Raw genomic sequence first — 13,654 nt, 5'->3', positions numbered from 1 at the left:
GCGCAAAACACTCTGAACCAAACGGGGCGCATTGTTTCGCAAAAGCGGATAGAACTCTCAACCGATGGCACCTTGACGCTGGGTAAGACAAGTGAGGTTGGTGGCTATGATGTCGCGCTGAAGGCAGGCACACTCGCCCAAGCTGGGCTTATAGAGGCGCAAGGTGAGGAACTTACTCTCGAAAGCCATGGTGATTTAATCAATAGTGGTACGATAGCAAGCAATGGCGCAATCACTGTGCGTGCGCAAAACACTCTGAACCAAACGGGGCGCATTGTTTCGCAAAAGCGGATAGAACTCTCAACCGATGGCACCTTGACACTGGGTGAGACAAGCCAAGTTGGTGGCTATGATGTCGCGCTGAAGGCAGGCACACTCGCCCAAGCCGGGCTTATAGAGGCGCAAGGTGAGGAACTTACTCTCGAGAGCCACGGTGATTTAACCAATAGCGGCACGATAGCAAGTAATGGCGCAATCACTGTGAATGCGCAAAACACTCTAAACCAAACGGGGCGCATTGTTGCGCAAGAGCGGATAGAGCTCTCAACTGATGGCACCTTGACACTGGGTGAGACAAGCCAAATTGGCGGTTATGATGTGGCGCTGAAGGCAGGCACCCTCGCCCAAGCTGGGCTTATAGAAGCGCAAGGTGAGGAACTTACTCTCGAAAGTTACGGTGATTTAACCAATAGCGGTATGCTTGCAAGCAATGGCGTTATTGCTTTGCGTGCGCAAAACACTCTAAACCAAACGGGGCGCATTGTTGCGCAAGAGCGGATAGAGCTCTCAACTGATGGCACCTTGACACTGGGTGAGACAAGTGAGGTTGCCGCCTATGATGTAACGCTGAAGGCAGGCACACTCACCCAAGCTGGGCTTGTGGAAGCGCAAGGCGGTGTACTTACTCTCAACAGCCATGGTGTTTTAAGCAATTCCGGTATCATGGTGGGCGGTGTTGTTGATGCGAAGCTTGGGTCTTTAGCCAATTCAGGTCAGCTTTTAGCCAGTGACAGCTTTACGCTTATAGCAGAAAGCCATGATCCGTCATTGGGGCAAGCTGCTCTGGTTTTAAATGGTGAAGACGGTGTACTCAAAAGTGGTGGCGCTTTTGTTTTAACCGCAGATGTTTTGGACAATGCCGGCAGTATTGGTTCAAGTGGTGATGGGGTTGCGCTCAATGTGAGTGGTGATCTGAGCAATAGCGGTCTGATTTATGCTAAGAAATCTGCCATTTTCTCCTTAGATGGGGATTTTATCAATAATTTTAATTTTGCCGATGTCATTGCTGAAGACAATCTCATCATCCGTGGCTTAAGTGGAGAGCGAGCTGGTCATGTGATCAACAGCTCAGGGCTTTTAGAAGCCGTATCCGGCGATATGACCTTCGATGTCTCAGCGCTTACCAATGTGCGCGAAGGTGGGGTTGAAGTTACCGATAAAGTGGTTAATCGCAATGTCCATGAAACATCACATACCGAAACAGATGGGTGGCTTTTTGTTGATACAACTACCACAACTACCAGAGTTACAACGACGGTTAGTCAGCAGCAGCCTCATTTTACCAATAATGCTGCCCAGATTTTAGCAGGGCGTCATCTCACGGTTCATGCCGGCGATATCCGTAATAGCTATAGCTTAATTGCTGCCAATGGCAACATTGTGATGCATGGCGATACGCTGCTCAATGAGGGGCGTGATTTAACCGAAACAACCAAGATTGAGACGACAACACATATCGAAACTACATCTAGTGATATTTTGGGTGCAGGGCTTATTCAATTAGGAGATACAGACACATGGGAATATGTTGATAATCCTGTAATAACCAAACGCACTTATGATGCTGTTTACGGGACGATTGAAGCGGGTGGCACTCTTGATGTCAAGGTTACAGACACTCTTGACAATCATGCGGTGCGTGATGGAGCCGGTCAAATTGGCTTAAGCTCTGGCAATAAAGGCTTGACTGGCGTTAAAAATACTGACTTTGATGGTTTTAAACCGTCGATCAGCTATAGCTCTGGCGATCAAGGTTTGGCTGGTGTTAAAAACACCGATTTTGATGGTTCAAAACCACTGATTAGTGATGATCGATTGGACGGCATTATCAATGGTTTGAAAGGGCACAAAGGGCTTTTTGCACCGAGCATCCAAACTCCCGCACCAGAATCCATACAGGTGCCAACGCAAGATGGGCTTAGCTCTATCAAAACAGAGTTGGCTGGCAGTCAATCACCGGATGTGCCATTTTTAATCGAGACGCGTCCAGATTTTATCAATCCAAGCAAATTTTTAGGATCGGACTATTACTTAAAAAAGATTGGCAATTACAAGCCTGAGCACGTGTTTAAAAGATTGGGCGATGCTTATTTTGAATATCGTCTGGTGGGTGAGCAAATCTTTGAGCTGACAGGCAATCGCACTCTTCTTGATGTTGAAGATCCCAATGCTCAAATGCAAAGGCTTTATGACAATGCTGTGGAGCAGCAAGGTCCCTTGGGGTTAGTGCTAGGCAAGCCCTTAACGCCTCAGCAGATTGCTGGGATCAAAAAGGATATGATCTGGCTTGAAATTCACCTTGTCGACGGACAAGAGGTCTTAGTGCCCCACGTTTATTTGGCACCAAATTCTTCTTTAGAACAAGGGATAAAAAACGCACAAGGATTGCAAGGAAATCTTGCTAGTGCACGTTTGAAAGGGAATGGGGTCACCTTGAATGCGGACCGTCTTACCAATAGCGGTGCTGTGGTAAGTGATGATGCACTGCACGTTTCGACTACGCAAACTTTGTTCAATAATGGTGGGTTTTTAGATGCCAGAGGTGCTGTAGAGCTCACCAGTAACGGTCTTTTAGCCAATTCTTCCGGTGTTATTCATGGTGATACGGTTACCATGACGGGTGATACGATTGTCAATAGCACCGCTAAAATCCGTGACACGAATGCATATGGTTTTGGTGATCGAGCTGGGCAGAAGGGACAAATTCTCTCTGATCATGAATTAAACATCCAATCCCTTAGTGATCTTGGCGCAGAGGGTGGGGAATTCACCAGCGGCGGTTCGACGACGATGATTATCGGTGGTTCTGCCACGTTTAGTGCATTGGCGCTAGAAAGTGAACATGAGCAGACATTGGAAAAAGGGCATTATAACGCCCAAAGCAGAGAGCACCGTTTGAGTGAAGTTAACAGTGGGGATGATCTTAACGTTGTTACGAACGACGACCTCATCATGGATGGGGTTAAGGTAAAAGTAGAAGGTAATGGGAATCTCACCAGTGGTGGTGCTTTCACGCTGACTTCGGTGCAAGACGTTAACAGTTTTGACTTGGATCTTAGGGGCAAAGAAGGCGACAAATCGAAACAAAAGAATAAGTTTCGTCAACAATCAACTGAAGTTACCACAAACAAAAGCACGGTGGAGTTTAGCAAAGACCTCTCCATACACGCGCAAAATGGGGATCTCACACTTGGTGCGGCAGGGCTATCAAGTGGTGGTCAGACGCATTTGACATCAGATAATGGGAAGATCAAGTTTCTCACCAACAAGGATCAAGATTTTAAGGATGTTTATCAGCGTAATGAAAACCTTGTGTGGTGGAGTGAGGGTGACAAAGGTTACCTTAAGGAGACCATCGAGCATGTCACCATAGATGCTAAGGGTGGCATGAAGCTTGATGCAGGCAATGGCTTTGTTGTTGAATATGAGGCAACCGGTGATTTAGACAAATCCCTTGAGCAATTGTCACACTCTCCAGGCTTGGCATGGATCAAGCAACTGCGTGATGATCCAGAATTATCCAAGCAAGTTGATTGGCAAGCAGTTCGAGCTGAGTTTAAAGACTGGGATTATAAAGCCCAAGGGCTGACAGAAGCCGGTGCGGCTCTCGTGGCCTTGGCTGTCACGGCGGTTACGGGTGGAGCAGCCTCGGGCGCTGCCAGTGCCATTACCGGTGCTTTGGGGCTTGGCTCGAGCACCGCCATGAATGCGGCGATACAGGCAGGTGTCCAAGCGCTGATTAACAAAAGCGCTGTGGCTCTTGTCAATAATCGCGGCAATATTGCCGGCGCCTTGCATGAGCTTGGTTCTTCCAAGAATATTCTCAGCATTGTTTCGTCGATGTTGACAGCGGGCTTAACCAGCCAAATAACGGAAATGGTTGGTGTTGGACAATCTTTGCCAAAAACCGCTCCTTTTGTCGATCGTATCGCCCTTGAAGCGGAAAAGAACCTGATCAAAGCCGCTATTGGCACAGGCGTGCAAACGGCTCTTGAGGGTGGCTCTCTTGACAAGAACTTTTTTAACAATCTGCGCATCGCCCTGTCTGATACGGTTGGCAAATCGTTGGCAGAAGAAATCGGTACCGCCAAGGCAGAAGGCAAAATAGATACGATCACACAAATTGTTGCCCATGCTGGTCTAGGCTGCTTAAAAGGCGCGGTTGCGAGCGGCGCTTGCTCTGCCGGTGCTATCGGCGGGGCTGTGGGTGAAGCCACAGCCATGCTCCAGTTTCAATTGTGGGTGCAAGGCATTGTGAAAGAGGAAATGGGGGACCTAAACGGTCGCACCCCAACTCCGGAAGAGGAAGCGCGTATAAACGCAAAGATTGATGCGCAGTTTGCTGACTTTAGAGACCACACCATTGATGTCGCACGGGCTGCCGGGGGCGTTGCCGCTGCCCTTGCCGGTGGCAATGTTGATGCCGGCGCCGATGCCGCAGGTAATGCCGCTGCAAATAACTACCTCAGCAGTGCGCAACAAGCTCAGATGGAGAAAGAATTAAAGGAGTGTCCTGACCTTTTATGTGAAGCAGCAGTGTCTGCGAAGTGGTCTGCGATTAGTACAGGGCAAGATATAAGCTTTGGGGCTGGTATAGTAGCTGGTGTACCGGCTGAAATATACGATACGGTTGATGGTTTTTTCCAAATAGCCAAACATCCCGAAGAGACTTTGAAAGCGCTCAAAGATTTTTTCAGCAGTGGTGAGATTTTGGCGACAATTGGTCGGACCCTTGGACAGTCCTATGTAGATCGCATTAATAAAATGGAGGAGGAATATGAGCGAGCCGGTGCTGGTGGATCCTTTAAAGCTGGACTTGAATTTGGAAAATTATTGACTGAAACAGCATCCCTAATGACAGGAGTTGCTGGAGCAGCCAAGGGAGCCATAAAGCTTGGCGAAAAGGCTTGGATTAAATTCATTGCTAGGAAAGATTTTGCCCAATTCGCTTCCAAGAAAAATCTTGCAGAACTTGCAGCTCAAGGAGATCCTGACAAACTAGCTGCTAGGAAAGAACTAACTAAACTCGCTGCTAAAGAAAAAAAGCTTTGGTTAAAAAAGAAACCCACTAAATTTACCGATAGCAAATTTGGACAGACCTACACAGTTTATCGGAGAGACGACCAGTTTGATCCTAACCAAAGGGTTAAATGGACTGAAAAAGGGGAAACGGTATGGGGCACCAATGTTGAAAGGACAAAAACAGGAAGAGCACCTATGGGGTTTGATGGTAAGCCTATTGAGTTGCATCACCTAAAGCAAACCCCCGATGGACCCCTAGCGGAAATGAGCCATGAATTTCATAAAAAATATACTTCTGTTATTCATGCTAATCCAAAAACACATCAATCGCTTATAGAGAGAAAAAAGTTTAAGAAGCAGAGAAAGGAATATTGGAAAGAATACGGCAATGGGCATGGAGAACAAAAAAACAGTAGTTTAGGAGGAATAATTAATATGAAATGGGGTATCATGGGTATAGATTTTGACAGATGGGGACAGGAGCACCGGCAGTAGTGATCTACGGTTGATGAAAAGAGAAAAAACAGAGATTTATAGAATAATTGATGGAGAATAATTGATGAAAACCTATACCTTAGATGATGTTATACAATTAGTTGATAAATATGAAGGTGATATTGTTAATTTTGCTAGCAAAGATAAGGAGGTTGATGATCTCGTGATTGAAAAAGCTGAGGAAATTCTTGGTTTGCAATTCACATCTTCCTATAAAGTTTTTTTAAAACATTATAAAGGCGGGGACATTGGTGGTTATGAAATCTATAGGCTTTATAAGGAGTGTGGAGAAGATATTCCTTTTGATGATATTGTTTTCCAAAATTTAAATGATAGGAAACGTGGTTTTGCAACACCAGAACAGCTTATCGTTTGTGATGCTGATTTTGGTGAAACCTTTTATTTTGATTATACGCAGTTTCGGGATGGAGAATGCCCAATCTATGTCATGCTTCCATCTGAAGATTGCGAATATTACGCCAGTAATTTTTATGAATTCCTTTGTAAAAGAATTAAAGAAAGTGTGGGAGCTGAGATACCTGATGGTGATCAACCGATTGAAAAGATTGAGAACACTCCCACTCCGCAACCTATCCCTTTTTACAAGAGTTTTTGGAAAAAACTATGGAAGAGGTGAAATTGATAGAGGAAATCTGTAGCGTTTATAACGCAAGTTTTGAAGGTTCATCTATGAAAACCTATACCTTAGATGATGTTGCACAATTAGTTGATAAGTATAGCGATCGTATCAATTTTGGTACTGCTGATGATGGAGTTGATGATGTACTAATTGAAAAAGCAGAGAAAACTCTCGGTTTGCAGTTTACAACTTCCTACAAGAGTTTTTTAAAAAATTACGGAGGAGGAGAAATTGGTTATGAAGAAATAATGAGCGTTTATCTTATAGACTTTGAGATTGCACGTAGTGATGATATTGTTTACAATCACTTAACAGATATAAAAAATGGTTTAGCAAAACCACAACAGCTTGTCGTTTGTACAAATGATTTGGATGAGTCATTTTATTTTGATTATTCTCAGTTTCGGGATGGTGAATGCCCACTCTATGTTGAAATTGCATCTGGAGATTCAGAGCATTACGCAAGTAACTTCTATGAATTCCTCTGTAAAAGAATTATAGCTAATTTGGAATGACGCTTTTTGTCGGGCGGTTTCCTTTTGAAATACACTGTTAAAGCCGTCATTCTTTTTTGTTTTCAAAAAATGCAAGAATTGTTAATCTCTTTTAGGGGGGAAGGACTTATGAAAACCTATACCTTAGCTGATGTTGCACAATTAATTAATAAGTATCCGGATGTTATCGACTTTGGCACTGCAGAGGATGCACCTGATGATATATTGATTGAAAAGGCTGAGAGAACTCTTGGTTTACAATTCACTTCGTCCTACAAAAGTTTTTTAAAAAATTATGGAGGAGGGGAAATTTGTGGTGAGGAAATATGTAGCGTTTATGATACAAACTTTGAGATTGTTCGTAGTGATGATATTGTTTATAAAAACTTAAATTATAGAAAAAATGGTTTTGCAACGCCACAGCAACTTATTGTTAGTAGAACCGATTTTGGAGAGACATTTTTCTTCGATTATTCTCAATTCCAGAATGGAGAATGTGCACTCTATTTTGATTTTCCACCCAAAGATCCACAATATTATGCAAGTAACTTCTATGAATTCCTCTGTAAAAGGATTACAGATAATTTGAAGTAGATTTTTTTGTATGGTGGTTTTACTTTCAAATTGCAATGTTAAACCACCATTATTTTTTTCTTTTCAAGAATGCAAGCGTCGTTAATATTTTTTAGGGGGGAAGGACTTATGAAAACCTATACTTTAGATGATGTTGCAGTATTAATTGATAAAGTGAATAAATATGATGATGAGATTATCAATTTTGGGATTGCAGAAAATGCAGTTGATGATCTACTGATTGAAAAGGCGGAGAAAGCTCTCGGTTTACAATTTACATCTTCTTATAAGAGTTTTTTAAAAAATTATAAAGGAGGAGAAATTGGAGGTTATGAAATCTGTAGCGTTTATAGGGATTGTGGAATAGGTATTGCTGCTGGTGATATTGTTTTCCGCAACTTAAATAATAGAAAAAGGGGTTTTGCGACACCAGAACAGCTTATCGTAAGTAGAACAGATTTTGGTGAGACTTTTTACTTTGATTATACGCAGTTTCGGGATGGTGAATGCCCACTTTATGTCATGCTTCCATCTGAAGATTGCGAATATTACGCAAGTAATTTTTATGAATTCCTTTGCAAAAGAATTAAAGAAAGCGTGGGAGTTGAGATACCTGATGGTGATCAACCAATTGAAAAGATTGAGAACACTCCCACTCCGCAACCTGTACCTTTTTACAAGAGTTTTTGGAAAAAACTATGGAAGAGGTGAAATTGATAGAGGAAATCTGTAGCGTTTATAACGCACGTTTTGAGGTTCATTTATGAAAACCTATACCTTAGATGATGTTGCAGTATTAATTGATAAAGTGAATAAATATGATGATGAGATTATCAATTTGGGTAGTGAAGATGATGAAGAGAATGAAACAGATGATCTACAGATTGAAAAGGCGGAGAAAACTCTCGGCGTACAATTCACATCCTCTTACAAAGTTTTTTTAAAAAAATATGGAGGAGGAGAAATTGGTGGTGAAGAAATTTATAGCCTTTATGGAGATTGTGGGGAAGGTATTCCTGCTGGTGATATTGTTTACCAAAACTTACTCGATAGAAAACATGGTTTTGCGACACCAGAACAGCTCGTTGTGAGTTATGATCTTGATGAAACCTTTTATTTTGATTATACGCAGTTTAGGGATGGAGAATGTCCAATCTATGTCATGTTTGCGGATGAGGAGTCCGAATATTACGCCAGTAATTTTTATGAATTCCTATGCAAAAGAATTAAAGTACACGCGGGAGTTGAGATACCTGATGGTGATCAACCGATTGAAAAGATTGAGAACACTCCCACTCCGCAATCTATCCCTTTTTACAAGAGTTTTTGGAAAAAACTATGGAAGAGGTGAAATTGATAGAGGAAATATGGAGCGTTTATAACGCAAGTTTTGAAGGTTTTGATGGTTCCTTTTCCCCCCCTTATATATTTTTTTCAATCAAAAATAAAATAATACATATAAGCGGCACCCCCAAAGTCCCCCAAAACTAATGATGGGGAGTGCTTTGAAGGTTCACTGTTATATTGTTTAATATTTTATAAGATTTCCAAATTGCCTCAGTGCGATGTCTTATGACTTTTCACTAAAGGATGCTGTTCATAACGTATGATAGGTCTACCGCCTTGGGAGCTATTGTCTCCAGAGATTTTACGAAAAACCGTCATCGTTTATTCCACGCTCGATACGGTCATAGGTAAATTGATCATCTTCATTAAAAGCCGTTAGATAAAAAGCACGGTCTGTTTGATATTCCTTACGTTCCAGATTGGCTAAAAAACCAGACAATTCATCACGCACCATTAAGAGACCACGGGGGGCTTTTAAGAGTTCCCCAAGCTTTTCGACCGTGATATCATTGACAATAAAGCGTCGTTTACCAAGAGTATCATCATTATTTTTACGAGTAGAAACTAAGCGGTGTGCAAAGTGCATTATGCAATCATATTCGCAACATTATAAAAATAGTAATCTATCATTACTTACTGATAGGGAGCGCAGTATTGTAGAAAATAATTTGCTTCAATTACCAAGTAAATAAAAATACAGTTGATTAAGGAAATTTTTGCTTTGTATGAAGCACACGTAAAATACGCACAACGCCATTTGAAATATCATAAATCATGATATAATTTGAATGTACAATAAGTTCACGTGTATTTACAATTCGTCCTAAACGACCAAGAGTAGGAAATTTAACAAGTTTTTCTACTTTTTCAGATAAAAGTTGATCAAACTTTAAGGCAGCAGAAGGATTATCTTGTGATATGTATTCACGGATCTTTTTGCGGTCAACGTGTGCTACTTGTGTCCAAATTAGCTTCATAAAGTTGATCTATCGAGTTTACTTTGTGTTTTTAGGCGCCATTCCTTTGCTTCTGCTTCGATTTCTTCAGAAGATATTATATCACCTGCATTAGCAGAATTTATCCCTAATTGAACTTGTTCCCGAAACCATAAATCGTATGCACTTTTTTCTTTTTGTTCTTTTACGATATCGCGCATATAATCGCGCAATAATTGTGCAGCAGATCTATCACACGCCTTTGCTGCTTTGGAAAATTCATTTTTTAATACATCATCGACGCGAAAGGTAAATGTTGTCTCAGCCATTTTACGACCACTTAATGTGTTACAAAGTAGTTCTAATGTAATGTATTTTTACTATTTCTTCAATAGGTACTATTAGAATGGATATTTTATATCTATTTTGCATTTTCATAGGGTTGAAAGGGACGCCCATAAATTCACAGGCTCAGATAACAACCCAGACAGCAGAGCCAGACCGGTTTCAATGCCCTCACAAATGACCAGATGTTTGGGATTGGCTTGACTTAAATGCACCCCACCACCCGTTACAGATCCCAACATGGCTTTTTCTGGTCTTTGATCTGTTTTGCATCCATTGGCTTGTAAAAAGGTTCTATGAATGGCAAAAGAGTCAGCACCCTTAACAAGAGCCACCAACGCGGGTAGTGTCATTCCTAATGGGTGCGGACAGTTGTCGTGAAAGCGTAAATCAGTAGGCAACTCACATGTGATTTCCCACATGCGTAAATAGGTTTCTGCTAAAGTATTTTTGATTGGTTGGCATTGTTGCCAAATTGCTTTTGCTCTCTCTGCTTTCTTTTTTGCTCGTTTGAAATCAGCACAAAACTGTTTGGATAAAGAAAGCGTCTGATCATAAGCTTGTTTTCCAAGCAAGCCAATTCTAATGAGCGCTTGTATGATCTCTCTAAAAGAGCAGCCAGCATAACAATAGAGTAAAAGACGCCCATCATGTCCATTGGCAAGGGATAAGCTAGGTAGCCTATCATCATGAGCAGGGCAACGGGTCCATAACGCCCATGCCAACCTCCGGCACAGCACGTGTGATACCGTGCGCATTCTTAAAAGAACACATCATTTTAAATCCTATAACGTTGTGTCATAGGACGGATTGTGCACTCTTTAGGGTGATGAGCTTGAGAAAGCCTTGTCCGTCCTTACGTGACAAGGTTTTCTTTTTATGCCGCGTCACTTTGACGTTGCTGTTTTGCTTGCTCGATGACATTCAAAAGATCTGATTGTAACCAACGCGATAAAAAACCAAATTTTAAAGGTTTTGGGAGAGAGCCATTGGTAACATGACGGCGGAATGTTGAGACACTCATATGAAGCAGTTTTGCACTTTCACGATCTGTTAAAAGAATATCATTTTCTGTCATAATAATTTCCTTTCACTATAAAAAATGGTAACAAATTATAAGTATTTATTAACCATATTTTGGTTCATTTTTGAAGGTATTTTATTTATAGAAAACAATATTTTATCATATAATTTCTTATGTGAGGCGTGATGAATCTTATTGAGAGAGAATGAGAGACAAGAGAGTTAAAGTTATGCACAGATAATGGGGTTATGCACCCCATATCTTAAGATTGACCGGTGACATAAGCCGCCCATTTATCCATATAGACACGACGCTGTTCTAGATAGTCGGTACGACGATAGGCACGCTCTACTTTACCCCCGACCGTATGACTTAGAATGGTTTCAGCGACCTCATAGGGGGCATCGGTTGTTTCAGCGAGCCAATTGCGTAAACTAGAACGAAATCCATGGGGGCAGGCTTCAATTTTATTTTTTCTCATATACGTGGCCATACATTTCTCAGCGAGGGGACCACGACCTCTAGCAGAAAAAAAGAAATCATTACGAGAGAGCAAGCGCGCTTGTTTTAGAATTTCTAATGCTTCTGTTGATAGAGGCACGCGAAATTCTGTTGTAGCATCACGCCTTCCTTTCATATTCTCAGCAGGAATGGTCCATATATCCTCCTCAACTTGATCTTTATGAATATGACGTAAAGGATTGGTACGAACGCCTGTCAGAATAAGCAAACGCAAAGCCAGTTGTGTTATGGTTGATGCTTCACAGAGTGTTTTATAAAAAGCCGGAACCTCTCTCCAATCCATGGCTGGTAAATTTTGCGTTTTATGACGTTGTTTACCTAAGAGCGCGCGTGCTTTTTCTGTTGCTTGTAAATCAACATCCAATCCTAAGGCAGCCGCATGTTTAAGACAAAGGTTGAGACGAATAAGAGCTCTATTAGCTGTTCCAGCTTTTGTATGCCAAATAGGGGCAAGAACATTGCGTATCTCTGTTTGTGTAATCTCAGAAACGGGAAGACAGCCTAATTTGGGCAGAATATGAAGGCGTAATGGTAAAAACCAATCCCCATCTTTACCATCATTTTTTAATTCAGCTTTACGACTTTCAAAAGCATCCAACGCGATATCTTTTAAATAATGGAGATTACTTATTGCCTCACGCTTTTGTTTTTCACGTTCTTTAATAGGGTCACGCCCTTCACGAAGAACAGAACGCCACCCAGTTGCCAATTCACGGGCTTGTTTTAAAGAAACATCTCTCAAGGCACCCAAGCCCATTTCGCGGCGCCGACCATGAATGGTATAACGGTAAATCCATTGAGCACCTCCATCTTTACGCTTATGAAGTAACAAGCCAGCACCATCATTATATTTGCCAGCCCCCAATGTTGCGACAGCCCTTGCATTAAGACGGTTCATAAGAGCCATTTTTAGTCCTTTCTTATACAAATTTGATCCACACGCTCATCCCACTTGTTATGTGCAAATAGTGGTTTTGATTGATTCAAGATAAACAGATTTGAAATGAGAGAATCTTACGTTATTCGGGACTCTCACTCAACATACAAAACAGTGAATTATCATTATAAATCAATATCTTGTACGATGATTACGGGGTTTAATGTGGATTTACGTCCTTTTGGTAGAGGGTAATGGCAAAAGTCTTTTTGACCAGTTCTTGGGATATGGAGCGTATAGCCCCTTATCTTGAAGAGATTATTGCATCTTTTAGAGAGTATGTAGAGCGTTTTAAACATGAAGTTACGTTGCAAGAACTCATTGAATCTATTTGCATGGGCGAGAAACAGTTATGGCTTGTTTTGGATGATGAAGAGCGATTTTTAGCAGCAGTCACGACCCAGATACAACAGACAGTTTTAGGAAAGAAGCGCGCGCTCATTTGTGAATGTAGTGGCAAGGGTGTTCTTGATCAAGTTGACAATTTGCAAGTTGCAGAGGATTGGGCGCGTGAGAATGGGGCTTTTGAAATGGAGATCTTGGGTCGTTTGGGTTGGAAACGTGCATTGGACAAGCAAGGTTACAGCATAGATATGCTTTATTACAGGAAGGAATTATGAAATGGGGAGCAATACACCAGCAACAACAGAACAAAAGCAGGTACAGACAAGCGCCCCTCCTGCTTGGATGGAGAATGTATTTAAGCGTGGGGGTAGGGATGCGTATCAAATGTATGACACAGGGATTGGGGGGAATGTGTATGGGGGACCTCGTATTGCCCCGTTAAGTGATCAAACGCGCTATGGCATTAGTGGTCTTGGCAGTATTCCTCATCATTATCAAAATCGCTCTTTGATGAATACAATCTACAATCCAACGTCGGCAGCCATGAATCTTAGACATATGGCTTCTGGTGGTATGGTTGGACAGAATCCGTCTTTTAATGCCGCCCTTCAAAATAGCTTAGACCGTGTAAGAGATACGATTAACAGTTCTTTTGCAGGTGCGGGTCGTTATGGGTCCGGTGCACATGCAGGTGTA

The 13,654-nt window shown here is 41.8% G+C and carries 12 protein-coding genes and 2 pseudogenes; 8 read left to right on the top strand and 6 right to left on the bottom strand.

Annotated features, from left to right (window positions below):
- From ACFIK8_RS08235 to ACFIK8_RS08210, 6 genes are all read left to right on the top strand, one after another.
- The coding region (locus tag ACFIK8_RS08235) for a DUF637 domain-containing protein (protein WP_375669161.1) at window positions 1–5,796 on the top strand (5,796 nt) is incomplete at its 5' end.
- 64 nt (window positions 5,797–5,860) lie between these two features.
- Window positions 5,861–6,433, top strand: coding sequence for an SMI1/KNR4 family protein (locus ACFIK8_RS08230; RefSeq protein WP_375669160.1), 573 nt, complete (start codon window positions 5,861–5,863; stop codon window positions 6,431–6,433).
- Window positions 6,434–6,486: 53 nt separating this feature from the next.
- On the top strand, window positions 6,487–6,951 hold the full coding sequence (locus ACFIK8_RS08225) for an SMI1/KNR4 family protein (RefSeq protein WP_375669159.1): 465 nt from the start codon (window positions 6,487–6,489) through the stop codon (window positions 6,949–6,951).
- Window positions 6,952–7,059: 108 nt separating this feature from the next.
- Entirely contained in the window at window positions 7,060–7,524 is a 465-nt protein-coding gene (locus tag ACFIK8_RS08220; RefSeq protein ID WP_375669158.1) for an SMI1/KNR4 family protein, read from the top strand.
- 108 nt (window positions 7,525–7,632) lie between these two features.
- A complete protein-coding gene (locus ACFIK8_RS08215) occupies window positions 7,633–8,214 on the top strand; it encodes an SMI1/KNR4 family protein (protein WP_375669157.1) in 582 nt (193 codons plus the stop codon).
- Window positions 8,215–8,266: 52 nt separating this feature from the next.
- Window positions 8,267–8,854 (top strand): SMI1/KNR4 family protein, encoded by a 588-nt coding sequence (locus ACFIK8_RS08210; RefSeq protein ID WP_375669156.1) that lies wholly within the window; start codon window positions 8,267–8,269, stop codon window positions 8,852–8,854.
- 321 nt (window positions 8,855–9,175) lie between these two features.
- Here the strand turns inward: ACFIK8_RS08210 and ACFIK8_RS08205 are convergent.
- From ACFIK8_RS08205 to ACFIK8_RS08180, 6 genes and pseudogenes are all read right to left on the bottom strand, one after another.
- A pseudogene (locus tag ACFIK8_RS08205) lies at window positions 9,176–9,394 on the bottom strand (DUF3987 domain-containing protein); the annotation flags it as partial.
- Between the two features lie 160 nt (window positions 9,395–9,554).
- Window positions 9,555–9,827 carry a type II toxin-antitoxin system mRNA interferase toxin, RelE/StbE family gene (locus ACFIK8_RS08200; RefSeq protein WP_015856212.1) on the bottom strand — a complete coding sequence of 91 codons (273 nt, stop codon included), beginning with the start codon at window positions 9,825–9,827 and terminating at the stop codon, window positions 9,555–9,557.
- Entirely contained in the window at window positions 9,824–10,114 is a 291-nt protein-coding gene (locus ACFIK8_RS08195; RefSeq protein ID WP_208439813.1) for a CopG family ribbon-helix-helix protein, read from the bottom strand. The genes ACFIK8_RS08200 and ACFIK8_RS08195 overlap by 4 nt, the downstream gene beginning before the upstream one ends.
- 105 nt (window positions 10,115–10,219) lie before the next feature.
- Window positions 10,220–10,870 (bottom strand): hypothetical protein, encoded by a 651-nt coding sequence (locus tag ACFIK8_RS08190; RefSeq protein WP_375669155.1) that lies wholly within the window; start codon window positions 10,868–10,870, stop codon window positions 10,220–10,222.
- Between the two features lie 137 nt (window positions 10,871–11,007).
- Window positions 11,008–11,208: an AlpA family transcriptional regulator gene (locus tag ACFIK8_RS08185; RefSeq protein WP_007347209.1), complete on the bottom strand. Its 201-nt coding sequence runs from the start codon at window positions 11,206–11,208 to the stop codon at window positions 11,008–11,010.
- 208 nt (window positions 11,209–11,416) lie between these two features.
- Window positions 11,417–12,583 carry a tyrosine-type recombinase/integrase gene (locus ACFIK8_RS08180; protein ID WP_375669154.1) on the bottom strand — a complete coding sequence of 389 codons (1,167 nt, stop codon included), beginning with the start codon at window positions 12,581–12,583 and terminating at the stop codon, window positions 11,417–11,419.
- Window positions 12,584–12,807: 224 nt separating this feature from the next.
- On the opposite strand from ACFIK8_RS08180, the gene ACFIK8_RS08175 reads away from it, so the two are divergent.
- Entirely contained in the window at window positions 12,808–13,233 is a 426-nt protein-coding gene (locus tag ACFIK8_RS08175; RefSeq protein ID WP_375636728.1) for a hypothetical protein, read from the top strand.
- A 1-nt stretch (window position 13,234) separates the two neighbouring features.
- A pseudogene (locus ACFIK8_RS08170) lies at window positions 13,235–13,654 on the top strand (hypothetical protein); the annotation flags it as partial.

The sequence above is a fragment of the Bartonella sp. MR168JLCBS genome, from assembly GCF_042194175.1.
This window is presented reverse-complemented; position numbering and strand designations above follow the sequence as displayed.

Excerpts from the sequence above, each read along its gene's own strand:
- ACFIK8_RS08200 (WP_015856212.1), bottom strand. The coding sequence starts at position 9,827 with ATGAAGCTAATTTGGACACAAGTAGCACACGTTGACCGCAAAAAGATC.
- ACFIK8_RS08175 (WP_375636728.1), top strand. The coding sequence starts at position 12,808 with ATGGCAAAAGTCTTTTTGACCAGTTCTTGGGATATGGAGCGTATAGCC.
- ACFIK8_RS08220 (WP_375669158.1), top strand. The coding sequence starts at position 7,060 with ATGAAAACCTATACCTTAGCTGATGTTGCACAATTAATTAATAAGTAT.
- ACFIK8_RS08195 (WP_208439813.1), bottom strand. The coding sequence starts at position 10,114 with ATGGCTGAGACAACATTTACCTTTCGCGTCGATGATGTATTAAAAAAT.
- ACFIK8_RS08210 (WP_375669156.1), top strand. The coding sequence starts at position 8,267 with ATGAAAACCTATACCTTAGATGATGTTGCAGTATTAATTGATAAAGTG.
- ACFIK8_RS08185 (WP_007347209.1), bottom strand. The coding sequence starts at position 11,208 with ATGACAGAAAATGATATTCTTTTAACAGATCGTGAAAGTGCAAAACTG.
- ACFIK8_RS08230 (WP_375669160.1), top strand. The coding sequence starts at position 5,861 with ATGAAAACCTATACCTTAGATGATGTTATACAATTAGTTGATAAATAT.
- ACFIK8_RS08215 (WP_375669157.1), top strand. The coding sequence starts at position 7,633 with ATGAAAACCTATACTTTAGATGATGTTGCAGTATTAATTGATAAAGTG.
- ACFIK8_RS08180 (WP_375669154.1), bottom strand. The coding sequence starts at position 12,583 with ATGGCTCTTATGAACCGTCTTAATGCAAGGGCTGTCGCAACATTGGGG.
- ACFIK8_RS08225 (WP_375669159.1), top strand. The coding sequence starts at position 6,487 with ATGAAAACCTATACCTTAGATGATGTTGCACAATTAGTTGATAAGTAT.